At 59.7% G+C, this 25,308-nt stretch carries 22 protein-coding genes and 3 pseudogenes; 13 read left to right on the forward strand and 12 right to left on the reverse strand.

Annotated features, from left to right (window positions below; all coding sequences use genetic code 11):
* Window positions 1-18: 18 nt before the first annotated feature.
* The 4 genes from fabG to FHT75_RS12320 form a co-directional block, all read right to left on the reverse strand.
* Complete coding sequence (gene fabG, locus FHT75_RS12305) at window positions 19-777, reverse strand: 3-oxoacyl-ACP reductase FabG (RefSeq protein ID WP_028758520.1); 759 nt, start codon at window positions 775-777, stop codon at window positions 19-21.
* Window positions 774-2,483, reverse strand: a complete 1,710-nt coding sequence (locus FHT75_RS12310) for an acetolactate synthase catalytic subunit (RefSeq protein WP_028758521.1) — start codon at window positions 2,481-2,483, stop codon at window positions 774-776. Before FHT75_RS12310 ends, fabG begins: the two co-directional genes overlap by 4 nt.
* 2 nt (window positions 2,484-2,485) lie before the next feature.
* Window positions 2,486-3,847: an aspartate aminotransferase family protein gene (locus FHT75_RS12315; RefSeq protein WP_029868299.1), complete on the reverse strand. Its 1,362-nt coding sequence runs from the start codon at window positions 3,845-3,847 to the stop codon at window positions 2,486-2,488.
* 104 nt (window positions 3,848-3,951) lie between these two features.
* The gene (locus FHT75_RS12320) at window positions 3,952-4,650 is read right to left on the reverse strand and encodes a GntR family transcriptional regulator (protein WP_097595676.1); all 699 of its coding nucleotides are present in this window, start codon (window positions 4,648-4,650) and stop codon (window positions 3,952-3,954) included.
* A gap of 239 nt (window positions 4,651-4,889) precedes the next feature.
* Here FHT75_RS12320 and FHT75_RS12325 point away from each other — a divergent pair, with 239 nt between their 5' ends.
* From FHT75_RS12325 to FHT75_RS12340, 4 genes are all read left to right on the forward strand, one after another.
* A complete protein-coding gene (locus FHT75_RS12325; protein ID WP_183844754.1) occupies window positions 4,890-5,999 on the forward strand; it encodes an ABC transporter ATP-binding protein in 1,110 nt (369 codons plus the stop codon).
* A 1-nt stretch (window position 6,000) separates the two neighbouring features.
* Window positions 6,001-6,909 carry an ABC transporter permease gene (locus FHT75_RS12330; RefSeq protein ID WP_029868302.1) on the forward strand — a complete coding sequence of 303 codons (909 nt, stop codon included), beginning with the start codon at window positions 6,001-6,003 and terminating at the stop codon, window positions 6,907-6,909.
* Window positions 6,910-6,979: 70 nt separating this feature from the next.
* The gene (locus FHT75_RS12335; protein ID WP_183844857.1) at window positions 6,980-7,750 is read left to right on the forward strand and encodes an ABC transporter permease; all 771 of its coding nucleotides are present in this window, start codon (window positions 6,980-6,982) and stop codon (window positions 7,748-7,750) included.
* Between the two features lie 34 nt (window positions 7,751-7,784).
* Window positions 7,785-8,840: an extracellular solute-binding protein gene (locus FHT75_RS12340; RefSeq protein ID WP_097595675.1), complete on the forward strand. Its 1,056-nt coding sequence runs from the start codon at window positions 7,785-7,787 to the stop codon at window positions 8,838-8,840.
* A 15-nt stretch (window positions 8,841-8,855) separates the two neighbouring features.
* Here FHT75_RS12340 and FHT75_RS12345 read toward each other — a convergent pair whose 3' ends face one another.
* Together FHT75_RS12345 and FHT75_RS12350 are read right to left on the reverse strand one after the other, a co-directional pair.
* A complete protein-coding gene (locus tag FHT75_RS12345) occupies window positions 8,856-10,097 on the reverse strand; it encodes an aminotransferase class I/II-fold pyridoxal phosphate-dependent enzyme (RefSeq protein ID WP_183844753.1) in 1,242 nt (413 codons plus the stop codon).
* A gap of 114 nt (window positions 10,098-10,211) precedes the next feature.
* Window positions 10,212-11,027, reverse strand: a complete 816-nt coding sequence (locus FHT75_RS12350; RefSeq protein ID WP_254956086.1) for a winged helix-turn-helix transcriptional regulator — start codon at window positions 11,025-11,027, stop codon at window positions 10,212-10,214.
* A gap of 693 nt (window positions 11,028-11,720) precedes the next feature.
* On the opposite strand from FHT75_RS12350, the gene FHT75_RS12355 reads away from it, so the two are divergent.
* The 3 genes from FHT75_RS12355 to FHT75_RS12365 all read left to right on the forward strand — a co-directional run bounded on the left by FHT75_RS12355 (window position 11,721) and on the right by FHT75_RS12365 (window position 12,896).
* Window positions 11,721-11,960, forward strand: a complete 240-nt coding sequence (locus tag FHT75_RS12355; RefSeq protein WP_029868342.1) for a type II toxin-antitoxin system ParD family antitoxin — start codon at window positions 11,721-11,723, stop codon at window positions 11,958-11,960.
* Window positions 11,957-12,289 carry a type II toxin-antitoxin system RelE/ParE family toxin gene (locus FHT75_RS12360; protein ID WP_183844752.1) on the forward strand — a complete coding sequence of 111 codons (333 nt, stop codon included), beginning with the start codon at window positions 11,957-11,959 and terminating at the stop codon, window positions 12,287-12,289. Before FHT75_RS12355 ends, FHT75_RS12360 begins: the two co-directional genes overlap by 4 nt.
* Window positions 12,290-12,446: 157 nt before the next feature.
* The gene (locus tag FHT75_RS12365) at window positions 12,447-12,896 is read left to right on the forward strand and encodes a 2'-5' RNA ligase family protein (protein ID WP_245434957.1); all 450 of its coding nucleotides are present in this window, start codon (window positions 12,447-12,449) and stop codon (window positions 12,894-12,896) included.
* Between the two features lie 90 nt (window positions 12,897-12,986).
* Here FHT75_RS12365 and traA read toward each other — a convergent pair whose 3' ends face one another.
* Entirely contained in the window at window positions 12,987-17,603 is a 4,617-nt protein-coding gene (traA, locus tag FHT75_RS12370; RefSeq protein ID WP_183844751.1) for a Ti-type conjugative transfer relaxase TraA, read from the reverse strand.
* Window positions 17,604-17,816: 213 nt separating this feature from the next.
* Between traA and FHT75_RS12375 the strand changes: the two are divergent.
* From FHT75_RS12375 to FHT75_RS12390, 4 genes and pseudogenes are all read left to right on the forward strand, one after another.
* A pseudogene (locus tag FHT75_RS12375) lies at window positions 17,817-18,105 on the forward strand (TraC family protein).
* Window positions 18,095-18,334: a conjugal transfer protein TraD gene (locus FHT75_RS12380; protein WP_097596299.1), complete on the forward strand. Its 240-nt coding sequence runs from the start codon at window positions 18,095-18,097 to the stop codon at window positions 18,332-18,334. Before FHT75_RS12375 ends, FHT75_RS12380 begins: the two are co-directional and overlap by 11 nt.
* Entirely contained in the window at window positions 18,325-20,238 is a 1,914-nt protein-coding gene (gene traG / locus FHT75_RS12385) for a Ti-type conjugative transfer system protein TraG (protein ID WP_097596300.1), read from the forward strand. Before FHT75_RS12380 ends, traG begins: the two co-directional genes overlap by 10 nt.
* 92 nt (window positions 20,239-20,330) lie before the next feature.
* A pseudogene (locus FHT75_RS12390) lies at window positions 20,331-20,634 on the forward strand (alkylphosphonate utilization protein).
* 20 nt (window positions 20,635-20,654) lie between these two features.
* Here FHT75_RS12390 and FHT75_RS12395 read toward each other — a convergent pair.
* The 5 genes and pseudogenes from FHT75_RS12395 to FHT75_RS12415 all read right to left on the reverse strand — a co-directional run bounded on the left by FHT75_RS12395 (window position 20,655) and on the right by FHT75_RS12415 (window position 23,070).
* Window positions 20,655-21,068, reverse strand: a complete 414-nt coding sequence (locus FHT75_RS12395) for a hypothetical protein (protein WP_183844750.1) — start codon at window positions 21,066-21,068, stop codon at window positions 20,655-20,657.
* Window positions 21,068-21,334 carry a type II toxin-antitoxin system prevent-host-death family antitoxin gene (locus FHT75_RS12400; protein ID WP_097596302.1) on the reverse strand — a complete coding sequence of 89 codons (267 nt, stop codon included), beginning with the start codon at window positions 21,332-21,334 and terminating at the stop codon, window positions 21,068-21,070. The genes FHT75_RS12395 and FHT75_RS12400 overlap by 1 nt, the downstream gene beginning before the upstream one ends.
* Before the next feature lie 191 nt (window positions 21,335-21,525).
* A pseudogene (locus tag FHT75_RS12405) lies at window positions 21,526-21,985 on the reverse strand (hypothetical protein).
* Window positions 21,986-22,206: 221 nt separating this feature from the next.
* Window positions 22,207-22,407, reverse strand: coding sequence for a hypothetical protein (locus FHT75_RS12410; RefSeq protein ID WP_183844749.1), 201 nt, complete (start codon window positions 22,405-22,407; stop codon window positions 22,207-22,209).
* A gap of 339 nt (window positions 22,408-22,746) precedes the next feature.
* A complete protein-coding gene (locus FHT75_RS12415) occupies window positions 22,747-23,070 on the reverse strand; it encodes a DUF736 domain-containing protein (RefSeq protein WP_028758523.1) in 324 nt (107 codons plus the stop codon).
* Window positions 23,071-23,638: 568 nt separating this feature from the next.
* Between FHT75_RS12415 and FHT75_RS12420 the strand changes: the two genes are divergently transcribed.
* Window positions 23,639-23,962 (forward strand): WGR domain-containing protein, encoded by a 324-nt coding sequence (locus FHT75_RS12420; protein WP_409527186.1) that lies wholly within the window; start codon window positions 23,639-23,641, stop codon window positions 23,960-23,962.
* A gap of 124 nt (window positions 23,963-24,086) precedes the next feature.
* A complete protein-coding gene (locus tag FHT75_RS12425; RefSeq protein ID WP_028758524.1) occupies window positions 24,087-25,277 on the forward strand; it encodes a DUF1173 domain-containing protein in 1,191 nt (396 codons plus the stop codon).
* Window positions 25,278-25,308: the final 31 nt, after the last annotated feature.

Consider the following 25,308-nt stretch of genomic DNA (forward strand, 5'->3'; position numbering starts at 1 on the left):
CAGACAAAACGGCAAAACTCAACTCGGCGCGAATTCGCCACCGTTGACATCTATGATGGCTCCATTGACGAACCCGGCATCTTCCGATGCCAGGAATGCAATGACCCCGGCGACGTCGTCCGGAGAACCGAGCCTGCCGGCTGGAATACGAGCCAGCGCGTCGATGTTGGTGTTGTTTTGCGGGGAGCCTGTCAGTGGCGTCAGGATGCGACCTGGCGCCACGACATTTGATGTTATGCCATAGGGGCCATATTGAGACACCAGCGCACGGGACAACCCTGAAAGTGCGGCTTTGGACGTCGCATAAGCGGCGCCTGCGATCCGTGGTCTCGTCCGGCCGGCAAGAGAGCCAACGAATATGACCCGTCCGTAACCCTTTTCCTTCATCACGGGCAAAACGGCTCGACAACACAGCATCGCCCCCGTCAGGTTGACGGAGAGCACGTCGTTCCACTCTTCCAGGGTAAGGTCGGCGGAAAGACCTTTTGGCGAAATCCCCGCGTTGCAAACGAGAATCCCAGGTGCGCCCAAGACACGACCGACTTCGCCGAAAAAGGAATTGATGGCCTCAGGTTCGCGGAGATCGACCTTTTTCGCCAGCCACCGCTCTGGCTCGAAAGCCTCGGCAAGCGCGGCCCCTGCGGCGATGACGCTTGCATCACCATGGCTGAAGACGGCAACCCGATGTCCCGCACTGAGCAGACGAAACGCAGCGGCAAGACCGATTCCGGTCGTGCCACCGCTGACGACCGCAACACGCGGGGTATCCTGGCTCATGCTGCCTGATCCAATGCAGCGAATAGCGAAATCGGGGGATGGGCGTCGGCGTCCGTTATCACCTCGATCAGCAAAGGCCCTTCTTCACGCAGGCCGCGCTCGAGGCAACGAGGAAGATCGGCGGGATCAGAGATTCGAACAGCCGGGCAGCCGCAAGCTTCGGCAATCTGTCGATGATCGACATCCGCGAAGCTGCAGGCGGTGGTGAAGCTGCCGAACTTGACGGTTTCAGCATCACGCTGGAAGCCGAGGATGCCGTTGTTCAAGACGATGATGAGTACGGGTAGCTTGCTCCGCACCATGGTCTCCAGCTCCGCCCAGCTATGCGCGAAGCCGCCGTCCCCTACGATGGCGACCACCGGCTCGTCCGGCCTCGCCGCTTTTGCACCGAGCGCAAGTGGCAAGCCCCACCCGAGTCCAGCAAGACCCCGCGGCGACAGGAAGCGCATACCGGAGGAAAGAGCCCGCAATTGGCCAGCTATCCACATTGAGGAATAGCTCGCATCGGCAACAACGGTCGTCTCTGCCGTCAGCACTTGCTGCAGGTCCGACATGACCCGCTCGGGACGTATCGGACTGTTCTCCGAACCAGCTACGGATTCCCGCTCCGTGTCAAACGCGCGCCAGAAACCGGCGATCCGGGCCGTCATCTTATCGCGCTGCGATGCGCGGTACGAGAGATCGCGTCGGGCAAGCGCGCTTCGAAGTGCGCTAATGGTTTCGGCCGCATCGCCTGCCAATCTGACCGCTTCGTAGTTGCGCCCGATTTCGGTGGGATCGACATCGATGTGGATGACTGATGCGGACCGGGGGATTTGGCGCCAACTGTCAGTGCCGTTCTGATTGGTTCGCGTTCCGACCAGAATGACGAGATCGGCCTCTTCGACAAGGGCAAGCGTGTGCCGCCCAAGCGATCGCGGCCCGACGAGAGCCCCGAGAACGCCAGCTGACAGCGGGTGGTATTCGTCGACGGCGCCTTTTCCCATATTGGTCGTCAGCACGGGAAGCGAGGCTTCGTCCTGTAGCCCCGAAAGCTCGCCAGCGGCATGGCTCGCATGGACGCCTCCTCCGGCTATGATGATGGGTGCCTGGGCCGTGGCGATCATTGAGGCCGCGCGCTCGATGTCACAATCGCGCGGACGTAACCGATCGAGCGGCCAGTGGCCTAGGACAGCCTCACGACGAAAGGGCGAAGGGACTATCTGCTCCCGCAAGAGGTCGGCCGGGAGCAGGAGAGCTGCCGGTCCTGGCCGGCCCGAGGCGGCTGCCGTGAAGGCAGCATCGACATAATCGTCGATCCGCTCCGCTACGAGAACTTTTCGCACCCACTTCGTGCAGGATTGGAATAGGGTAAGATGATCGAGTTCCTGGAATGCATTACGGTCAGCCTGATCGCGTTCGACATCCTGGACGAGAGCAACGACCGGAACGCTCGCCTTCAGCGCCTCGGCCAGCGGCGGAACAAGAAGCGTTGCGGCAGGTCCGTTCTGCGCTGCGACCACGCCGACCTTGCCGGAAAGGCGCGCATAGCCGTCGGCCATGGTCCCTCCCATATTTTCCTGTCGGTAGGCGATTTGACGGATGCCGATTGCTTCGGCCGCAAGGATAACCGCCGAAGGCAGGCTCTGAGCAAAGATATGGGTGACGCCATGCCTCTTCAGGCAAAGAGCGATCCGCTCGGCGACGGTTAGATTATTGGTTGCCATGGTCACATGCCTGCTTCGGTTGGAGTTACTTCGAGGATTGAAAGGAAGTCTGAGAAGGCTGAGATGACTGCGTCACCGTCAGCGGTCGTCATTGCCGTCGAAATGCAGGCCGCAGCGCCATCGGGAAGCAGGATGCCGCAATTGAGGAAATGCTTTGAGAGCCGACCCATCAACTCGGCCTCTTCCGGTGCGAGATACGCCTCGCGAAAGTCCCTTGGCTGCCTTCCTTTCGGATGGATGCGAAACAAAGAGGCAGCTCCCGTCACGCTGAAGGCGGCACCGTGGCGTTCGATTTCCTTTCGAAGTCCGACCCGGATGCGATCTCCAAGGCTCTCCAGTGAAGCGAAAGCGTCCTCCGTCATCGCCTCCATGGCGACCCGGCCTGCGACCATCGACACGGGATTTGCCGAAAACGTGCCGCCCTGCGGCAGCAGCGGCTTACCGCTGTCGCTTGCGAACACCCGCATTACGTCCTTGCGCCCGCCGATGGCCCCGACGGGAAAACCTCCGCCGATGATTTTTCCGGCGGCGACCAGGTCAGGGTGGAGACCATAGCGGGCCGATGCCCCCGTATATGACTGCCGAAGATTGAGGACCTCATCGGCCACGATGAGAATCCCATATTGCTTCGCGATCGCCTCGACAGCCGCGAAAAAGCTCGGCTCAGGCGCTATCAACCCGGCGCGGCTCGGCATCGGATCGATCAGGATACAGGCAAGCGAAGGGGCAGCCGAAGCAATTCGGCGCTCCAGATCCGCGATGTCATTGAAGCGGATAACGGTCACCTCCTCACCTACCGAAGGCGGCATACCGCGATAGGCGGGTACGGCCGGCGACCCCAATGGGTCGTTCCATATAGTCGGCGTCACCGCCTGCCCCGTTTCCGCCCAGTCATAGGCGCCATGATAGGCGCCTTCGATCCGTGCAATGCCTGGCCGGCAGGTGAAGGCGCGAGCGGCCTTTATCGCAAACATCACTGCCTCGGTCCCGCTGTTGACGAAGCGAATATGTTCGATCGCTGGAATGCGCTCGATCAACAGCTCAGCCAGAGTGATCTCGTGCTCAGTCGGGTTAGAGAAACACGTTCCGCGATGAAGCAGATCTGCAACCGCGTCGGCAACTGGAAGAAAGCCATGGCCGTGTATCAGCGTCGTGAAATTGTTATTCAGGTCGAGAAGGCGATTGCCGTCGACATCGAAGAGATAGGCGCCTTCCCCGCGTGAAATGTATAGCGGGCTAGGCTCATGATTGACCGTGACCCGCGTGATTCCGGTCGGAAATACGCGACGACCCCGTTTGAAGAAATGTTCGGACCTCGACCGGGAAAATCCCCGGCCGTCGCGCAAGATATAAGGGTGAAACATTCGATCTTCTCCGGCAAATGGGTCACGGTGCGACCCTTCATAATTTTGTTATCACAAAAATCATGAACCCGAAGAAGTTGCAACAAAAAAATCCGGCCGCAATGCTATTCTCGCTTGAGACGCTCCTGCGCTGCTTTCTTGAGGCGACGATAGCCGTCTCGAATGTCGTTTTCCATTGCGGCTCGGACGGCGGAGGGATCTTTATCCACCAGAGCCTCAATCGCGGCCAGATGGTTGTGGACACCGTATTTTGCTTCCGCAAACTCGGGATAGAGGTCGTGGAACGCGGCACCCACCCTTAACCATAGGGCGTCGATGGTCGAAAGAAGGTGCGGCATCCCACACAGTCGATAGATCGTAAAGTGGAATTCCTTATTGTCGTGAAGAGCGTCCGAATAACGCTTTTCGTCGAGCGACAGCGTGATTTTCTCTTGAAGTGCCAATAGCTTATCGACGACATCATTCGTCGCGCAAAGCGTGCCTCTTTCTGTCGCCAATCCCTCAAGCGCAAGCCGCATCTGCGTGACTTCATAAAGTGCCGCAAGATCGAGATGTGGAACGATGACCGTTTTTGGACCTACCATGACCAGCGCACCCTCAAAAACCAGACGGTTGATTGCCTCGCGCGCTGGCGTGGCACCAACCTTCAGCATTTCAGCAACCGAACGGATCGGCAACTTGTGACCGGGCTTGTAAACACCCCGCGTAAGTTGCTCTTTGATGGATGAATAGGCGAAGTCGCTGAGGCGCCCAGAGTGCAATTCCGACGCCGACGATTCCTCTTCAGTTGTATTATCGTTCAAAATTAACTCCCCACGAGTTGACATTTTCACATTTTTGTTGCAACAAAAATGCATCACGCAAAAATTGATCACGTAATGTGACAGCATAACGGGATCGCGAATATTAGCAACGCCTTGGCCCCGGCGGCCATGCCTGAATAGCTCCGGTCTTGCCGGCACGACGCACACAGCACCTGGCGCCGCGCGGGCGGAGCCGAGGGGTTCCATGCATCTCAAAGCACACAAAAGGAGATATCATTTTGATTGGCGCGCCTGTTTTTATCGATCGCATAGGCAAGGCCTACGGCAGCCAGACTGCCGTAGGCGAAGTGACCTTGGACATTTCGGCAGGCGAATTCTTGTCGATCCTTGGTCCATCCGGATCGGGCAAGACGACGCTTCTGACAATGATCGCCGGTTTCGAAAGCCCTTCTGCCGGACGCATCATCATTGGCGGTCGAGATGTCACCGCCGTATCGCCCGACCGCCGCAATATCGGGATGGTCTTCCAGCGTTATGCCTTGTTCCCACATCTGACCGTCGCCGAAAACATCGGCTTTCCCTTGCGGATGCGAGGCATCCGCAAGGACCTCAGGGCAGAACGCGTTGGCCGGGCGCTCGAACTCGTTCAACTCCCGGACTACGCCAAGCGCTATCCCCACGAACTTTCCGGCGGCCAGCAGCAGCGGGTGGCGGTCGCGCGAGCAATCGTGTTCGAACCGCCTGTTCTTTTGATGGACGAGCCACTCGGGGCACTGGACAAGAAGCTGCGCGAATCCATGCAGATCGAGATCAAGCAGCTTCAGAGGCGCCTCGGTGCAACGGTCATCTACGTGACGCACGATCAGGAGGAGGCCTTGACGATGTCCGACCGGATCGCTGTCATGGCAAAGGGGCATCTCGCGCAGCTCGGAACCCCGACGGATCTCTACTGTAATCCGCAGAGTGCCTTTGTAGCCGACTTCATCGGCAAGATGAACTTCCTGACGGGAGAATTCCTGGGCGGGACCGCTGGCCGCCAGACGATCAGACTGGGTGACGACGTGGTTATTGATACGCCCGGTGCAGCCCATGGTTTCGAGGGTTCGGCAAAAATAGGTGATCGCGTTCGGCTCGCGCTGCGGCCTGAGCGCCTTGGCCTTGCAGCGCGTGGCGCAGGGGGACAGAACGCCCTCCCCGGCCGGATCGAAACGTCGGTCTTTGCAGGCTCCTTCGACCTTCATCTCGTTCGCTCCGATTTCGGAAGCGGAGAGCTCATTCAGGTGCAGATCCCTGCTGACGGAAAGCGGGTGCCCTTTGCAATGGGGGCACTCGTGGATGTCATCGCCGAACGCGACGGCCTACGGCTCTTTACGGCTGCGGAGGCATGAAATGACCATGACAGTCGATAATTTGCCTGTTGCACCAACCCGCCCAGCAAGCTGGATTTTCTCACGCTCGGCGCGCCAGTATTCGCACGCGCTGACGCTCTTGCTTATTGTGCCGTTGATGCTCTTACTGGCCGGAGGCTTCATCTATCCAATTGGGCGGCTCGTCTCTTTGAGCCTAATGGCGCCGGGATTCACGCTGGAGCATTACGAGCGGATCGTGACCGAGCCACTCTACATGGAAGTCCTGCTTCGCACGTTGCAGACGGGTGCAATCGTAACAGTGGCGAGCTTGCTGCTTGGATATCCGGTTGCCTTTCTCATGTCCCGCGCCAAAGGCAAGACGGCGGTGATCGTATCGGCGGCGGTCTTCGTGCCGCTATGGACCTCAGTGCTGGTGCGATCCTACGCCTGGATCGTGCTGCTGCAGAGAAACGGCATCGTAAACGGTCTGCTGATCGAGAGCGGCCTCATTAACAGCCCGTTGAAGCTTATTTACACCGAAGGCGCAGTGATCCTTGCGATGACGCATGTCCTGATGCCCTTCATGATACTGCCGATCTACAACGCTCTTCGCACTATTCCTGCAGAGTACCCCCAAGCCGCCCGCAATCTCGGCGCCGGCCCGATCGGCGCGTTCATGCGCGTGACCTTGCCGCTCAGCTTGCCCGGAATCTTTGCCGGGTGCGTCATGTGCTTCATCCTGGCGATCGGCTTTTACATCACACCGGCACTCGTCGGTGGGCCTGGAGCATTGATGATGGCAACGCTGATCGGTCAGCAAACCACCGTCCTGCTCGACTGGCCATTTGCCGCAGCGCTCGCGACCGTCCTTCTGACCACGACGCTGGTCTTCGTCCTTGTGTTCCGCAAGGCGCTTTCCCTCAGCAAAGGGATGAACAGTGTCAACTGAACCCGTAGCCATCGCCCCATTCGCCGGCTCTCCCGTCAAAAGCACCCATCGACCTTACGGCAAAGCAGCCTTGCAGCTCCTCGTCGGCCTCTTGATCGGAGCAATCCTGTTCTTCCTGGTTCTGCCGACGCTGCTCGTCATCCCGATTTCGCTGAATGACAGCAGCTATATCGAGCTTCCGCCGAAGGGCCTAACGCTTCGCTGGTATGCCGAATTTCTATCCGATCCGGACTGGCGGGCAGCAACGATGTTCAGTCTGCAGATCGCGCTGGCGACGACGGTCGCTTCGACGGTTGTCGGAACGTTGGCTGCCATCGGGCTCGTTCGAGGCAATCTGCCGGGCAAGACCTTTCTGCAAGCGTTATCGCTGGGGCCAATGATCGTTCCCCATGTTGTCTTTGGCGTGGCCCTCTATCTGGTTTTTTCCCCGCTCAGCCTGACCGGTAATTTCACTGGCTTCCTGATCGCGCACACCGTGCTTGCGGTTCCCTACGTGATCATCACCGTTTCGGCGGCACTCGAGCGCTTCGATACGTCGCTCGAGCTTGCGGCACTGAATTGCGGGGCAAGCTGGAGCCGCGCCTTTTTCAGCATTGTGCTTCCCAACATCGCGCCAGCAGTGGCTGCCGCTTCGGTTTTTGCATTTCTAGCGTCGTTCGATGAGGCAACAGTCGCCTTCTTCATTTCCGATACTGGCGGCAAAACGATCAGCCGCAAGATGTTCGAGGACATCGATTTCAACCTCACCCCGGTCATTGCTGCGGTTTCGACACTGCTCGTTGCGGTATCGCTGGCGCTCATGGCGACCGTTCATCTCCTTACCGGCCGCGGGGAGGACTAACGTGGCCCATATCAATCGAACAGAGGAACACGCGATGAATAAGCGAACCAAGATCAAGGCAATGCTTGCGGCTTGCCTTATGCTTGCCGGTGCGGGGGCGGCGCAAGCTGAGGAGCAGGTCATCATTGCGACCACGGGTGGCGCCTATGATGCGGCGCTTCGAAAATTCTGGTTCGAACCATTTACCGGAGACACCGGCATTAAGGTTGTTTCGGTCGCGGCAACGAATGCCGAGATGCGCGCGAAAGCTGCTGCTATGGTTAAGACCAGCAATGTGACCTGGGACCTTTACCCGGACGGCGAGATACAGGCGAGCGCCGAAGCGCATCGGCTGACATCTGAAGACTTGACCGACTTCTGCAAAACTTTCCAGGGCCGGCCAGACCTGGTCGAGGACGCCTGCGTCAGTGCAGGGGCCAGGCTTTTTTCAACCGCAACGCTGATGGCCTACGACCCAACTGCCTTTAAAGATGGAAATCCATCGAGCTGGGCCGATATGTGGGACGAGACAAAGTTCCCTGGTGGTCGCGCGTTTCCAAATTTCGACGATCCGTGGCGGGTCATGGCTGCCGCGCTTCTCGCCGATGGCGTCCCGCGCGATAAGCTCTTTCCGCTCGACGTCGACCGCGCCCTCAGCAAGCTCAACGAGATACGCCCGGCAATATCGCTCTGGTGGAAGACCGGCGATCAGAGCGTTCAGGGCTTTCGCAATGGCGACTACAGCATCGGGCAGATCTGGCTGACGCGCGCAAATACACTGAAGGCGGAAGGGCGCCAGATCGCTTGGTCCAAGCAAGCGTCGTTCCTCGTTGGCGATCGCTTGACGATCATCAAGGATGCGCCGAACCAAGCAAACGCGTTGAAGTTGATCGCCTACTGGCTTGATCATCCGGAAGCGCAGGCCCGTGTGTGCGACGAACTTCTTTGCACGCCACCGAGTCGCAAGGCGATCGATTTGATGTCACCGGCTGCACGCGTGGCCCTGCCGAGCGACGAGGACATCCGGGATTACATCGTCATCCCGGACGCTAAATGGATCAACGACAATGCCGCAATGATGCTCGAGCGTTGGAATACCTGGATCCGATGACGATCAGACGAACCTTCATCCCTTGAGTGCACGGTTGATGGCAGTTGCAACGTCGCGCACTTCGGAAGCCGTGTGCCCGGCGGTCGGGCATATCCGCAGCCCCGCCCTCCCCTTAGCCACTGTCGGGAAGAAAATGGCCGACGTATAACAACCAGAATCAAGCACCCTTCTGGCAGCGCCGATTGCCGCGAGCTCGTCACCGACCATGACTGTTCTGATCGGGAGTGGGGATCCTGCTTGTGCGGTCGGCACCAGTTCGTCGAAAAGAGAAACGTGTTCGGCGAGCGCCCTTTGCCGCACGCCGAGTTCCGGTGTGCGATGGAGCGACTGAGACGCGAGAGCTGCACCGATCGCGGCAACATTGATAGAGGCCGAGAAGGCGTGCGCGAGAGCAAAGCGCCGGAAGATCTCTTCCTGGAAGGCTGTTGCGAGCAACAGAATGCCGCCCGAGGCTCCGAAGCCCTTCCCGAGCGAGGCTGCGATGATCGTCCGTTCACCGAGACCTTCTGGCATTTGTGAACGGGCAAACCCCTCACCTCTTTCCCCAAAGATCGATATGCCGTGAGCATCATCGATATAAAGGAAGAGTCCGTATCGCCCCTGAAGCTCCCGCAACTCCTTGATTGGGGCACAGCCGCCCATGGAATACACACCGTCGCAAACATAAGCGACCGTCTCGTTCTGGCGGCAAATTTCCTCGAGCGCCTGAAGATCGTTGTGGCCTATGGTGCGCACCTCGCATTCTTCGGCAACGACGGGCTTGTTGAAGGCCAACGTTGCATGCGCGAGACGGTCGAATACCATGACTGGTTTTTTGCCGCCCGTCAGAACGCCGCACGCAATTAGGGGAAGCGCGCTGAGGTTGGCGGCAAGCACAGTTGTATAGGTGATCACCCTGGCGCCGAAGAGATCAGAAAGAGCATCCTCAAGGTCTCCGAGGGCTGCAAAATTGAGCCGCGTGCGGGCGCACGACCAATGCAGAGTTCCATAGCGCCGAATGGTTTCGATTGCGCCTTCGATGATTGAGGGATGATTGTCGAGCCCGAGATACGAGCAGCGGACGAAGTCGATGACGCGCTCCGATCTGCCCTCTGAAACTGGCAGTTCCACCGCTCGCCCATCGGACGGATGGACATAGAGTGCCATCAGGCCGTCAAGATGGGCCGCTGCAAAGTGGGGACTTGCGTGACTGATCAGGCCCGCGGTGTTTCTGTGGGATGTTTTCGCCGATCCGGCGCCCGAAGCTAACTCTTGCATGCTGACCTCCCAGGTGTTCCATGGGCTTCACGCTATGCGCGTGATCGTTGTTTATACAACGAAGGCGGCCACAAATTTTCGGGAAGTTCCAGTGAACATGTGAACGTAGCGAAGTCACATATATTGGGTAATCTCGATTGCATATCCCTCCTTTGGCACGGTGCGGATCACGTCGCGGCCAAGCGCCCGCCTCAATGCGCGCCGGAGCCGGCCGATGTGAACATCGACTGTCCGCGGCTCGACGAAGGCTGTTTCCGGCCAAGCAGCGGCAATCAGTTCCGCGCGACCGAGAACGCGCCCCGCGTCGCCCATAAGAGCTCTCAGCAGACGAAACTCGATCGGGCTGAGATTAATCGGCATCCCCTTTACCAAGACACGCCGGCCGCTGACGTCCAGTTTCATATCGTCAAACATCGGAACGAAACGGTCAGACGCTTCGTTTGAGGAATTGCCTATTTCACGGTGCAGGTAAGTCAGGAGACGTTCCGGAGGCATCGGCCTTGTAAAGCTCTCATCGACGTTGGCTTTCAGTATGTCGAGATAGGCGGCCTTTTCGGCAACGAGCGCGATGAGCGTGAGGCCGTCGGCAAGCCCTTTTTCCTCCAGACTCGACGCGATATCTGCCAGAATTTGTGAACCCGGCTGGCAGTCGACGATGATGGCTGCAGCCCCGCGCGCCTCAGCGGTCGCAACTGCTTCATTTGGAATATCGACGAGGACGGTCCTGTATCCGGCGCCCTTCAGGATATATGACAGCATCAAATAGTAGTCGGCATCACGCGATACGATCGCCAGAAGAGCGCTCATTGGCTCGCCTCCCTCGCTACTGCCTGTATTGCGAACTCGTTTGATACGACAAAATTCTCGCGGGACTGCTTCATATTGGGCGGCACCTCGACCCTGGCGGGCAAAACTGACTGCGAAATACACCGTGACGGCGGCTATTTTATAGCTTGCCTTTCAATTTTGTTACAACATAATGTTGAAGCTGAGAAGCACTTCGCACAGAAGCGTAGATTTGCCAGGGACGACACGTGATCGTGGCCCACGCAGTGGGATCGACGTCCGGCATAATTTGATAGCCTGTTTCCGGACGGTAACGGGGCTTTTTAATGCGCGAAATATTCGAAGGGTTCTCAGCCGGCTGCGCAGTAGCCACACCGGACTTTTGGAGTGATGTAGATTTTGGGGACATAAGTACCGCTGTCCGTTTGCTTTATGGACGGCATGCGAAAACAGCCGCCGCCTGGTGTGCAATCTGCGCCCGATCTGACGGACGCTCAGGCGATTTCAAATTTTGGGTGCGCGTCTTCGAGCATCTGGGACCAGAGGAGTTCATGGAAATTCGAAAACAAAAGCGATTGTCATAAACTTTGAACGTTATGTCGCACGCCTATTCGGTCCGTTCCGACACTATGAATCTGGCCGCCTTATAGGCCGGCCGGTTTCGCACTGATCATGCATCCCGCTCGAATTGAAATGCGATATTGCAAGACACGTAGGCACGGAGCAAACAAATGAATGTAGCCGGAGCGAAGAATTCATGATCTCCACAGTAAGCCCCATGGGGACTGGTGGAGTCCCTACCTTGCCAAATTTTGCCATCCGGGGTATTTTAGCCCGATGAGCACTATGAACATTTCGCTGCCGGAGAACCTGAAGCAGTTCGTCGACAAGCAGGTCGCAGGGCGAGGCTATGGGACCAGCAGCGAATACGTCCGCGAGTTGATCCGTCGCGACAAAGATCGCCAGCACTTGCGTGATCTTTTGCTTGAGGGTGCTTCATCCGAAACGACGGAGCCGGTTGATGCCGCCTATTTCGATAGTCTGCGAGACCGTGCCTCGCGGCAAAGCTCCAGGTGACGGGAAAGTCGATCGTTCCCCGCGAGTCGGCCCGCAGGGATGTCGAGAATGCCGTAGACTATTATGCTCGCGAGGCTGGCGCGCAAGTCGCGATAAGCTTCGTTGATGCGCTGCAGTCGACATTCGGTTTAATCGCAACGCATCCTGCATCGGGGTCGTTGCGCTACGCATATGAACTCCGTTTGCCCGATTTGCGGAGCATGACGCTGAAGGCTTTCCCATACCTCGTCTTCTATCTTGAGCACGCCGATTATGTCGACATATGGCGTATTCTGCATATGAAGCGCGACATTCCCGCGTGGCTGCAAGATCCCGAGGTGTCTGCATAGTTTGCTAGCTGTGTTAGGTAGAAGGGGCCTGCGGCTATGATCCGAACGAAGGTCGATCCACTGTGGTTTAAGCGGTGCCGCGTTTCACTGCAGTTTTTTCCCGATCGCGAGGCGCCATCACTGCGCCGCTTCTGCGCGTCCCGCCACAAGCCTGCATATGACGGTCGCCACGTTGCTCAACGCAGCGACCCAATTGAGGATTCCAAACCACGAATTCTGGAAGCGGAAAAGGGAAAGATGGAAGGAGATCGTGGAAAAACTGGTCGAAGAGACCCCGCCGTTTGACCTCCATTTCGATGAGGTCGCAGCCTCAGAAGCCGCTTTCTTCGTAAAGGCCCAGCAGCCGCTGGAATTGTGCGACCTTCGGTCCGCCATTTCAGATGCTATCCACTTCGAACATTGGCGTCCAACTCCGCCCCAGATTGCTCACATGACATTGTTCAGGTTTTCTGCGGTAGAATGGCTATCAGCGGTCGACTTTGACGCGGGGATCTTGCCCGTAAAAGTCAGCGTTAGATCCCTTCAATTGTTGGAAGGGCGGGTTTATCCGAGCGTCGACATCAATATCCTCAGCGAGCCGTTACTACATGGCGAGAGCCCGCGATAACGCACCTATTTCACGCGTATCGTAGATCTGCTCGACGCCACCCCCATCCGCTCCCCGGCCCGGCCGAATCCTTGCCTTCTTCGATGGACTTCAAAGATCGACGCCGCGGCCGCGGCTGACAGCCCGCTGGCGCCGTTCCGACATGATCTTCTCGCTGCTCTCCCTGCGAACGGTCTGCTGCAGGACCTTCAGCCTGTCCTGCATCGCCTCGAAGGCGCGGCGCTGCGTCGGCGGCACACGGTTGATGAGATCCCTCTCTCCTCGGACGATGGCATTGCGGCCGAAGCGCTCGTCGAGCGCCACGCTGACTGCGGCGAACTCCCGGCGAATGCTGGGATCAAGAACAGCAGCCGATGCATTCCGCTTGCGGCCGTCGTTCTTCGCCTCGGCAGTCAGCCGCATGAGCGCTTCTTCCGCCGCCTTCGACAGGCCGGGAATGGCAACCGCCATGCGCCGCCGCTCTTCGGCGATCGCCTGGCGCTCGGCATCAAGGGCGCCGGCATAGGCCGCACCGAGCGATCGTAGCCAAGCGGCGGCTTCGGGCACGGCCTGCGCAGCGTCTCTGCGCTCCCGGCCGGCGGCCAGCATCCGATCCATGAGGCGATCGGAGCCACGCAGCGCACCATAGGCGGCCGGGTCATTGGTCACTGCAGCAGAGATGCGGTCGGCGGCAAAACCTTTGACAAGCAGCTCTTCGATCTTCTCGACAGCGCCAGCCGGATCGCGCCAGATCGTTGACGCCACGTCGGCCAGCGCTGCTCGCTGCTGGCGATAGAGAGGGCCGGCCAGAGCACGCGATCTCGCCTCTTCCTCGATCGGAGTCTTGAACTCGGTGACGGCGGCAAGCATGGGGATATTCTCCTTCTGCGGATCAGCACTGGCGCTGGCGACGATCTTCGAACGATCCCGCCGTTCGGCGAGATGCTGCTCCTCGGCAAAACGCTTCACGGCCTCGAACAGCCGGGTCAGCTTCTCGCCCCTGGTGCCTGTGAAGTCTTCCGGCATACGCTCGACGATGTTGCGTTCGGCAACCGTATCGGCTTTGGATGTGAAGGCGCTCCAACCGAAGCGGGCGCTGAGCGCCTCGCTGACGGCCTTGATCTCCTGCACGATCGAGGGGTCTTCGGCGGCGAATGCAAAGGCCGTCTTGTAGGCATCGTCCCCTCCCTGCTTGCGCACCGCCTCGATCTCGACGAGACGTGCCACCGCCTTTCTGGAGAGCGCTGGGATCGACACTGACATATGCGCGCGGCGCTGGTGCTCGCGGCTTTCGAACCGCTCGGCGTTTCTGCGGAACTCCGTCGCGTGGGCGCGGGCCAGCGGCAGTAGTTCCGTCAATGCCGCGGTCGCGATGCTGCGCTCGTCGCGTGCGGCACGGCCGTCTATCATAAGGTCGGAACCCCGCAGGCGGCCGATCCGATCCGGTGCAATAGCAAGATCGTCGGCGAGCCTGCGGGGTTCGTTGCTCGTATCCGATGCCAGGGCGTTCAGGGCGACCAGTGCCGCCTCCGGCTCACGATAGATCTTCTCCAGCAGCGGCCGCAGGATTGCGTCCCGTTCCTTCCAGGCCGGCGAGGAAAGCTGCGCCCACCGCGCATCCTCCTCCACGCTTCTGGCAAAAGCAGTGTCGGGCGGCATCAGATATCGGCCGCGGCCAACATCTGTCTCCGAGACGGTGTGTGTCTCAGTGCGCTCCTCGTTGTACGAGACACGTCGTTCCCGCTCGATCGCAAATCCCAGCGCAACGCTTGCCCTTTCCCAAAGCTTCGCCACCTGCCGGCGCTTATCGGCAATCCACGCGAGCCGCCGCGAGGCGTCCTCCTCCATCCCCGCCGCGACGAGAGAGAGATGGTCGAGCCCGCGGCGGCGGGCAAAATCGTCGGCATGCGCCCGATACCCAGCCTCGCTCTCGAAATCGAGCGTCGTCGTCTTGGCGCCGGAGCGCGACAGGCGTTCAACGAGTTGTTTGAACAGTTCCGGCCGATGGCTTTCCTGCTCGATACGCTCCCGGCGCGCTTCGGCGGTTTCGACCCGTTTGGCTGTCCAGATATTGCGATCGACTTCTCTTTCCTCGAAGTGCTTCTGCCCGGTCTGCTCATCGATGATGGGAACCTGAACTTTGACCCGCTCCACCCCGTCCTTGCGCAGGGTCACCGTGTCGCCCACTAAGATACCGGCATCCTCCAACGCCTTCGGCAGGCTCACGCCCCAAAGACGATGGACGGCTCCGTCATCCGTCTTCACATCGGCATAGGGGCTATCGTCGGCATCCTCGTCATTCGGCCGGAATTTGGCTTGTCCGGTTTCCACGAGTTCGCCGGTGACGCCGGCAGCATGATCGGGACGCAGCTTGCGGCTCCATTCGGGCTTCGCTTCAAAATCTTCCTTCGCGGCATAGAGATCGGCACGATGGCGATGCCGGGTCATCGACACATAGGTCAGATGCTGGTCCATCATGCCGGTGGCAAGAACGAAGGTCCGGTCGACGGTCGAGCCTTGGGATTTGTGGATGGTCGCGGCGTAGCCGTGATCGACATTGCGATAACTGTTCTCGCTGATGACGACATCCCGGCCATTGTCGAGACGCACCGAAAGCAACGTATCACCACGTTTGTCGCCGGTGGATACGACCGTCCCGAGCATGCCGTTCTTGACGTATTGCGGACCGAGACGCATTGCGCGCGCTTCGACGAAGCGGGCATTTGCCAGAAAGATGATGCGGTCGCCGGTGGCGAATTCCCGCGCGCCGCGTTCGGTCTGGAATGCGCGGCTCTCACCCAGCGCCCCCTCGCCCGCCATCACAGATCGCAGTTCCTCGTTCAGACGTTTGACGTCCTGATTGGTGTGGGCGAGCACGAGAAGCTCATCACCGCGAAGACGGCCATCATTGCCGGCAGCTGTTGAGTCCTGGACCGCCTGTTTGCGCGCCGCCGTCCAGTCGCCGACAATGCGCTCGATGACGTCGTCCCGCGTCTCTGCCTCCACCAAATGACCCTGCTGCGCATAGGCATCAAGACCTTTCCCAATCTCGCCACGCGCAAAATGCCGCGACGCCTCGCGCGCCCACGCCTCGCGCTGGCGGCGCACGCCGCCAAGTTCGGCAAAACCGATCCGCTCGGTAATCGCCCGGAACGCCGCCCCCGCCTGGATCGGCTGCAATTGCATCGCATCGCCGACCAGCACGAGTTTCGCTCCCGCTTCCTCGACGAGCTTCAGCACGCGGGCCATCTGCTGCGACGACACCATGCCGGCCTCGTCGACAACCACCACATGGCCGCGGTGAAGCGTCTCCTGTCCATTGGCCCAGGCCAGTTCCCAGGCGGCGAGTGTTCGTGATCTGATGCCGGAGCTGTCTTCCAGACCCTCGGCGGCTTTGCCCGCAAGGGCCGCACCAATGACCTGGCGGCCTTGGCTTTCCCAGGCGAGACGGGCCGCGGCAAGCAAGGTCGACTTACCGGCGCCGGCAAGACCGACGACTGCGGCAATACCATTGTCCCGCGTGACATGGTGGACGGCGTCTGCCTGCTCCGGGTCGAGCCGGAAGGACTTTTCCGGGTCTTGAGTTTCGACGTTTCTGATCGCAGCGGCGACCACCCGGTCGGAAACGGCAAAACCGCGACGTTCCACCAGAACCTGCGCCGACTGCGCCATGTCATATTCGATGCGAAGGATCTCGCGCGTGGTGAAAACGGCGGGTTCGCTCGCCTTGCCCGTTTCGGCATCGACCTGCTGTGGCTTCAGCATGACCAGATCGTCCGACGCCATCAGCCGCGCGCGGATATTGGCGAAGTCTGCGGGATCGTCGACATAGCGATGCAGCCCCTTGGCGATATCGCGCTCGTCGAAGGTGGAGCGTTCATTGCTCAACTGCTTCAGCAGGAGCTCCGGCTCGGCGAGCAGCCGGTCGGCCATCTCCTGGCGACGGGCAAGATCGGCCGGTGCAAAATACATCTCGGCACCCCCGCGGGAGAGTGCTGCCTTCTCGGGGCCCAGATGTCTTTGTGCGATGCCATCGAGGCCCTGCTCGGCATAAGAGCGGCCGTCAAGACGGATGTCATGGCCGGCGAGCGCCAGATGCCGGCTGGCCGTCTCCGCCCAGGCAATCTTCCACGCCTGCAAGGTTTCCTTATCGCCCGCCCAGAGCTTGTAAACGATCTTGCCCTTTGGCCGATCCGGCGTCACGACCCGCAACGGCGCACCGTCTTCGCCGGTCACTGCTACCTTCTTGGGTCCAAACCCCTCCTCCGCCAACGGTCTCAGCGTCGTCATCAGATGGATGTGCGGATTGCTGTCTTTATCGTGGTAGACCCAGTCGGCGACCATTCCCTTCGAGGTGAGATTGTCGCGCACAAATTCGCGCACCAGCGCGATGTTCTCGGTCCGGGTCAATTCCTCCGGCAACGCAATGATCAGCTCGCGCGCCAGCTGCGCGTCCGCCCGTTTTTCGAAAGCATCAACCACATTCCACAGCACTTCGCTGGCACCGGCAACCGAGCGCCCCTCGATTGCTGACCGTAACCAGGCCGGGGTTTGGTCCGGTAGCGCCAGTTCCTCGTGCACCAGTTCGGACGCCCCGCCCCGATAGCTGAACGACGTGCCGGCCTGCTCGTCCATCATCCGGGCGCGATGGCGATAGGCCGCGGCCGAGACGATGCTTCGCCCCGCCCCTCTGCTGATCACCTGCGCTCTGACGAACATGATCGCCACTGCCGTCTCCTGATCCCGGGCGCGTCGCGACAGCGACGTATATTGCGCCCTCAAACCGATCGGACCGAAGGGCCGATGCCGCCTTTCCCGGAAGACGGCATCGGCCGAAATTCCAGCTGCGACGTTTTGGGGTTGGTGCAAAATAGCCTATTTAACTATCTTAGCCTAGTTAGTATAATCGCTGAGGCTGGTTCCAGGAGGGAAGATTCCTCAATGGCCATAAAATCATCGATTTCTGATCTCGATGCACAGATGGAGAAGCTGCGAGAACGTCGGCGGGTTTTGACAGTTAAATCGGCAGAGCGGTTTGCCCGCGCTGCGACGAAATCCGGGCTGGCGGAAATGGAAATTGCAGACGAGGAGGTCGAGCGGATCTTCGAAGAGATCGCCGCTCGATTTCGCAAAGAGGAGAAGAAAGGGGGCCGGCGGCCCGCCTCCTCAAGCGCGTCGACCAACAGCTGGTGGCCTTGGACCGGCGCCGGAGGTTTCACATGACGGCTGAGAGGAAGGAAGAAGCGCGCGAGAAATTCCTGCTCGGCGGCATCGTCGTCAAAGCCGGCCTGTCGAAGGCAGACCGGGCGTTTCTGCTCGGCGGACTCCTCGAGCTGGCGACAGTGATTCCGGGATCGTCCGAACATCGGTGGCTACGCCATATCGGTGAAGAGGCGTTCAAGGCCCCTTCGCTCGATTCTTCTTCACCGCGCGTCGAGGAGAACGCCGGATGGCGCTGAAGGGTCGACTGCATGCAAGCCTGCTGCTGGTCTTCGTGCCGATCGCCGTGACAGCGATCACCGTCTACATCACCGCCTGGCGATGGCCGGCGCTGGCGCACAGCCTATCTGGTAAAACTGAATACTGGTTTTTCCGCGCAACGCCTGTGCCAACGCTTCTGTTCGGGCCGCTTGCTGGTCTTCTGACCGTCTGGGCGTTGCCGCTGCATCGTCGGCGGCCGATCGCGATAGTCAGCCTCCTGTGCTTGCTCGTTGTCGCCGGATTTTACGCCTTGCGCGAATATGGCCGTCTCGCTCCGTCGGTGGAGAGTGGCGTCGTCACATGGGACCATGCGCTTTCCTACCTGGATTTCATTGCCGTCATCGGCGCGCTGGCGGGCTTTATGGCCGTGGCGGTCGCTGCTCGGATCTCCGTCGTCGTGCCCGAGGCAATCAAACGGGCGAAGGGCGGAACCTTCGGCGATGCCGATTGGCTTTCGATGTCGGCGGCAGCAAGGCTCTTTCCGTGCGATGGCGAGATCGTCGTCGGCGAGTGTTACCGCGTCGACAAGGAAGCCGTTCACCAAGTGCCTTTCGATCCGAAGGATCGCAGCACGTGGGGGCAGGGCGGCCAGGCGCCACTGCTCGCCTACAGCCAGGACTTCGATTCCACGCATATGCTCTTCTTCGCCGGATCAGGCGGATACAAGACGACCAGCAATGTCCTGCCGACGGCACTGCGGTATACCGGACCGCTGATCTGCCTCGATCCCTCGACCGAGGTCGCGCCGATGGTGGTCGACCATCGCACGCGCATGCTCGGGCGCGAGGTCATGGTGCTCGATCCCACAAATCCGATCATGGGCTTCAACGCCCTCGACGGCATCGAGCACTCGAAGCAGAAAGAGGAGGATATCGTTGGCATCGCCCACATGCTGCTCTCAGAAAGCCTGCGTTTTGAATCCTCGACGGGCTCCTATTTCCAGAACCAGGCGCACAATCTCCTAACCGGATTGCTTGCCCATGTCATGTTGTCGCCGGAATATGCCGGCCGGCGGAACCTGCGCAGCCTGCGCCAGATCGTGTCCGAGCCGGAACCCTCCGTCCTCGCCATGCTGCGCGACGTTCAGGAACACTCGGAAACTGTCTTTATTCGCGAAACGCTTGGTGTCTTCACCAACATGACCGAACAGACCTTCTCCGGTGTCTATTCGACGGCGTCGAAGGATACGCAGTGGCTCTCATTGGACAGTTACGCCGCGCTCGTCTGCGGCAATGCCTTTAGGTCGAGCGATATCGTATCGGGCAAGAAGGACGTGTTCCTCAATATCCCGGCGTCCATCCTGCGCTCGTATCCGGGCATCGGGCGCGTCATCATCGGCTCTCTGATCAACGCCATGGTCCAGGCCGATGGCGGCTTCAGTCGCCGAGCGCTCTTCATGCTCGATGAGGTCGATCTGCTCGGCTATATGCGGGTGCTGGAAGAGGCGCGCGATCGCGGTCGCAAGTATGGCATCAGCATGATGCTGCTCTACCAATCGGTCGGACAACTGGAACGGCACTTCGGGAAGGATGGCGCGACGTCATGGATCGACGGCTGCGCTTTCGCCTCCTATGCGGCTATCAAGGCTCTCGATACCGCCCGCAATGTCTCCGCTCAATGCGGGGAAATGACCGTCGAGGTGCAAGGGCGGTCGCGCAACATCGGCTGGGACACGAAAAGCGGCGGGGCGCGCAAATCCGAGAGCGTCAATTTCCAGCGCCGGCCACTGATCATGCCACACGAGATCACCCAATCGATGCGCAAGGACGAGCAGATCATCATCGTTCAAGGCCATAGCCCGATCCGCTGCGGCAGGGCGATCTATTTCCGTCGGAAGGAGATGGATGCGCAAGCAAAGGCCAATCGCTTCGTGCGGAGTTGACTTTCACAGGCAGTCCGGAGCGCTGCCGGAGTTGCCTTGGGCGGATGTCTGCGATAAGCGCCTTTGCGCGCCGTTCCCGCACGGAGACGAACATGGCCGCTGAAAATGACGAATACATCTATGACGAAGTGACTGGCGAATGGCGTCCGGCTTCGGAGATGGCAGCATCCGCCAGTGGCGTGCGGCGGTCGTTCGAGACGCAAGCGGCAATTTTCTTGCCGATGGCGACTCGGTCACCGTCATCAAGGATTTGAAGGTCAAGGGGGCCGGCCTAACGCTGAAACAGGGCACTGTCATCAGGTCGATCCGCCTTACGATAGTCCCGAGGAGATCGATTGCCGCCATGATGGAATCAAGGGCCTCGTTCTACGCACCGAGTTCGTGCGCAAACGCTAATTCGAGTTCTCAGGGGCTGCTCAGCGGAATCGGCTGACCTCCGTGGCCGACCTACGGCGACGGATGAATTCGCGCAGCAGCGGCAGGAAGAAGGCTTTGCTGAAGCGGCCGGTTGGCGGCTCAGGCTCAAGATAGAATGAATTTCCGACGATGTCGGTATTGAACTCATCGAAGATGATCCAAAGCCTGCGATCGGCATCGAGGCCGGCGCGGCGCTTTTCGATGGCCAGCACTTCCACAGCAAACCGCGACGCCTCCGGCTGCTTGGTGGTGATGGGAAAGAAGAGAACCAGATCGCCGTCCGGCCGCGGCATTCTTACGCCGACGGCGACCGGCCGCTCCTTGCGTCCTTCCGTCTCTCCACGCCCAGCTTCTCTCGCCCATAGATAGGGATAGCGTATGACGCTTGCGGTCTGGATCAGCTCGTAGTTCATCAGTGGCCTGCCTCGTCCTCGCCGGCGTAGCCATCGACGGCCTTTTCGAACTCGGTAAACAGTTCATCAGGCATCGTTTCGATGGTCCCGGCGGCGCGTCGGTCGGACTGCTTCATCAGCCGTTGGTAGTCTTCGATATTGAGGATGACCAGACGGGGTTTATTCCGCTGGGTGATGGTCACTGGATGGCGCAGGGCCTCGGCGATAATGTCACCAGACTTACGGGAGAGGTCGCTGGTTGAATAGGAACCGCTTGACTTAGACATATGGGTTTCCTTACTGCTGTATTTGTTGCAATATACAGCATTTCCAACAATGCTGCAAATTTGTTTGTTTGAGGTGTTGCGCGTCGGCTGGAAGGGAAATTGCGGCGTCCCGCCATTGCCGCTCAGCTCTAAAAGACTGAGGCCATCGCCAAATAGAGGCGGCCGTCTCTCGGCATCGTTTACCACGGGGATCAAATGGCGCGCACCGCATGAACGGGGATGCCAGTTTCCAGCGATATCCTCAATAATCGATGCCAGTGAACCGATTGGTCAACCTAACCATGTCGGAAACCGGACCTCGACCCCACCGTCATCGGCCGTCAAAGCGTTGATCCAGCTGCCGCCATTGATGCGGTATTCGTGGGTGTCGACGTCGATTTCGAGATCATCCAGCAGATTGATGGTGAGGCGCCCGAAAATCTCGCTCTCACCCTGCATCTGATATTCGGCGAATTCATCCCCTCCGGTCAGAACACTTCGTTCCAATGCCTTCATCACCGGGACCCGGGCGATTGCCGCGTCGAGCCCCTCGAGCAGCAGGTCATGAAGCACCCGCCGGAAAGCATCGTCGCATCCGTGACGCTCTGCAAGGACCATCAGCCGAAAGCCAGCGAGCTTGGTGTAGAGCATGAGGTTCTGGTCGCTTGTCATAATGTGATCTCCTTCATCTTGATGACGGAGATCGGCCACTCTGTTGCAAAGAGGGTCAAGAACCGCGGAACGCGGCTCGCAAGCGGGGGAACCGATTTTATCGCTTGTGGCAAAATTGGGAGAGACCGCGCCGTCCTTGACGCCGGATTTGCTGGAGTAAATTAGGACGTCAGAGAGAGAACAGACCAGCGGCCCCAAAGGGGTCGCGACCGTTTCCGGCGTCAGCCGGCGGGGAGTGTCGAGGGGCGAAACCCCTGATGGCCTGGCGCCTGGTCGATACGGCCGTCCTGCTCGGCCCAGATCACCTCACGTTCGGCCAGCGCCAGTTCGAGTTCGTTCTCGATCTGGCGACGCTCGGCTGGATCGGCGTTCCGCAGCTCGGCCTGCAGCAGTGCGATGACTTCGTCGATGCAAATGGTCATTGTCGTCTCCTTGACGTTTGTGAAAGACGAGCGCCCCGGCCATGGCGGCATGGAGGGGTCAAGGATTGCGAAGCAACCGGCGGAGCCGGCGAGTGGGGGAGCCGATTTTGTCGACGTGGAGGGGACCGGAGCGGAGGCAAAATTGGGGGCACCGCTCATCCTTGAGGCCTTCATGCCGCCATGACACCCTCGGATCGACTGAGCAGACCTTCCCTCTCGTATGGCACCAGAAGAGCCGTCGACGAGTTCGATGCCCTTGACGGCTCGAATAACAACAAGACTCGCGGCAGAGACATTCCGGAAGTCGGCCTCGATCGCTCGAGGCCGACGGTCTGTCGTTCAGCTCGGATTGTTCCAGAGGATGACCTTGCGGTTGGGCTCGCCACCGGGGGCTGGAGCGACGTTGCCGAAGATCACGCCGATCTCCGGAGCCTCCAGCTTCACCGCGAGATATTCCTCGCCGGTCAGGCGGGCGATGCGGTTCCAGCCCGCGCCGATCTCGAAGCCGGTTTTGCGGTGGATGATGCGGTAGTCGGGAGCTTCCTCGCTCGCCTTGTTGGCATTCGGAACGATGGCGATCGGGGCGTTGACCCGGATGGTGGCGAAGATACCTTCGAGGGTACCGTCGCTCTTTGCGGTGAGGATTGCGATCGTGGTGGCCATGGTATTGTCTCCTTCGGTTGCTCGGGACCATTCCCGATGGCGCCCGAAGAAGGGGCCGAGCCGCAGGCGTCACCGAAGCGCAGCGCAGGGGAACCCCTTGCGGGTTGACGCTGATGGCGGCCGATCCCTTAGAAAGGTGACATGCAGAACGGGAATGGCCTCGTGCGACCGAAGGGCGAGACAAACCGTTATGGCGCTCGGTCCAGTGCTTGCGAGAAGGCAGGAGCTTGGAATAACCCGCCGCCATTCCGCACAAAGCCCTCACCGTGCTAACCGCGGCAAGCCAGAAACTCGTACCAGTTGGCCCATCATACGTCGGCGCCCGGCGGGCGGCGCGGTAATCGCATCGGCGCTACAGGTCGTACGGTAATGCCAAGTGTAGATGTTCGCTGCGAGGATCGAATACGTGATCCTTGGCGACACGCCCGGCAGCGCCGGCTCATGGATGGTGTTGCGCCATTAACCCGACGCTGGCGCCCGGGCCACACCGGTAGACCGGCACCGGCTTCGTCAGGCGCTCTTCGCTGCCCTTTGACCCGCCAACACATCACAAAACGGAATCCATCGGATGCAACGGATTCAAAACTCTCGTTGGACATGGCCGGCCCCAGCAGGAATGATTCCCGACATGAACCGAATGTCGTTCCAACTGCATTTCCAGCGCATTGATGCAAGCCGAAATATGGCGCGCTATTACATGCTTGCGATCCAGCCGACCTTGTTCGGCGAAACCGCGGTCGTGCGTAACTGGGGACGGATCGGCAGGCGTGGCGGTGAAAGGACCGACATGTTCGGGACCGAACAGGAAGCTGTCGCGCATTTTCTCGACCTCGCACGCCGGAAACATCGAAAGGGCTATAGACCGAGCGAAGCTGCGATGCCGTCGAACTGATCGCTCACCGCGCTGGTCCAGCAACAACATACTTCCTAATTTGCGCTAGTATAATGGTCGAAGTCCGTGGTACTTTTGCCCGTGGTTTGGTAAGCCGGTCCGGCGAGATGATCATGGGAGCGCTGTGAGACAATTTTTAATCGGCGACCAGACATTCGACGAAGACGCTCCCGAGCTTCAGGCCCGGCTCGAACGTGCTTACGCGCAGAAGCTGCGGCCACTGTGCCGGTGCAAGAACCCGCCGCTTCCCATGTACATCGCACGCGTCGACGACCTCTATTTCATCAAGCGCATGCCGCTTTCGGGGCCTGGCCATGACCCCGCATGTTCGTCCTACCAACCGCCTTACGAATTATCAGGCTTAGGATCCTTGATCGGCAACGCGATCCACATCGACGCGAGTGGGAAGGCAGCCCTAAAGCTCGAATTTGCCCTGACCAAGAAAGGCACTCGCGGCGCACCCGCGTCTTCTTCCGAGGCATCCGAGTCGGCTCTGCGCAATGAGACAAAGAAGCTCTCGTTGCGCGCCGTCCTGCACTATCTCTGGGAGGCGGGAGAGTTGACGGAATGGCGCTCGTCGTGGTCCGGAAAACGCGGCTGGGGCCGGGTTCGGACAAGCCTCATAAATGCCGCCTCACAGATGACCGCTCGCGGCGAACCGTTGAGTGACATTCTGTTCGTACCGGAAGTGTTTCATCAGGAGGACCGCGAGGGAATAGCTTCTCGCCGGGCAAACGCGCTAGCAAATGCTCTTGACGCCGGTCATGGCCCCCGGAAGCTTATGGTAACCGTGGCTGAGGTTAAGGATTTCGCGGTTGCCCGCAGCGGCCAGAAAATCTTCGTTCGCCACCTCCCTTTTCCTTTCATGATCCAGGGCGGGACATGGAGGCGATTGAGCGCCAGATACGAGACGGAACTCGAGCTCTGGCGGTCGAGCGAAGACTTCCATCTGATCATGATCGCCACCTTCGGGATATCCGCCGCGGGGATCGCTTCAATCGAGGAGATCGCCATGATGGTGGTCAACGAGAACTGGATCCCGTTCGAGAGCATCCATGAGCAACATCTCCTGGAACGTCTTTCAAGGCTGAAGCGAAAGAGCGTGAAAGGCCTGCGCTTCAATCTCTCGCGTGAACAACCGGTGGTCTCGATCACCTTGCCGGAACAACGCCCCGCGCCCGTCGCGATGTTCATCGTCCCGATAAGCGCCGGCAAAGACTACGAACTCGCCCTGAATGAGATGATTGCCGCGAGACCGGAGATGACGCCATGGATCTGGCGCATCGCCGAGGGAGAAATGCCGCCACTGCCGTGATCGCCGGCAAGTACTGCGTCGGCGCGCGTAT

It is taken from the genome of Rhizobium sp. BK112 (genome assembly GCF_014193215.1).
GTDB classification, from domain to species: Bacteria; Pseudomonadota; Alphaproteobacteria; order Rhizobiales; family Rhizobiaceae; genus Rhizobium; species Rhizobium anhuiense.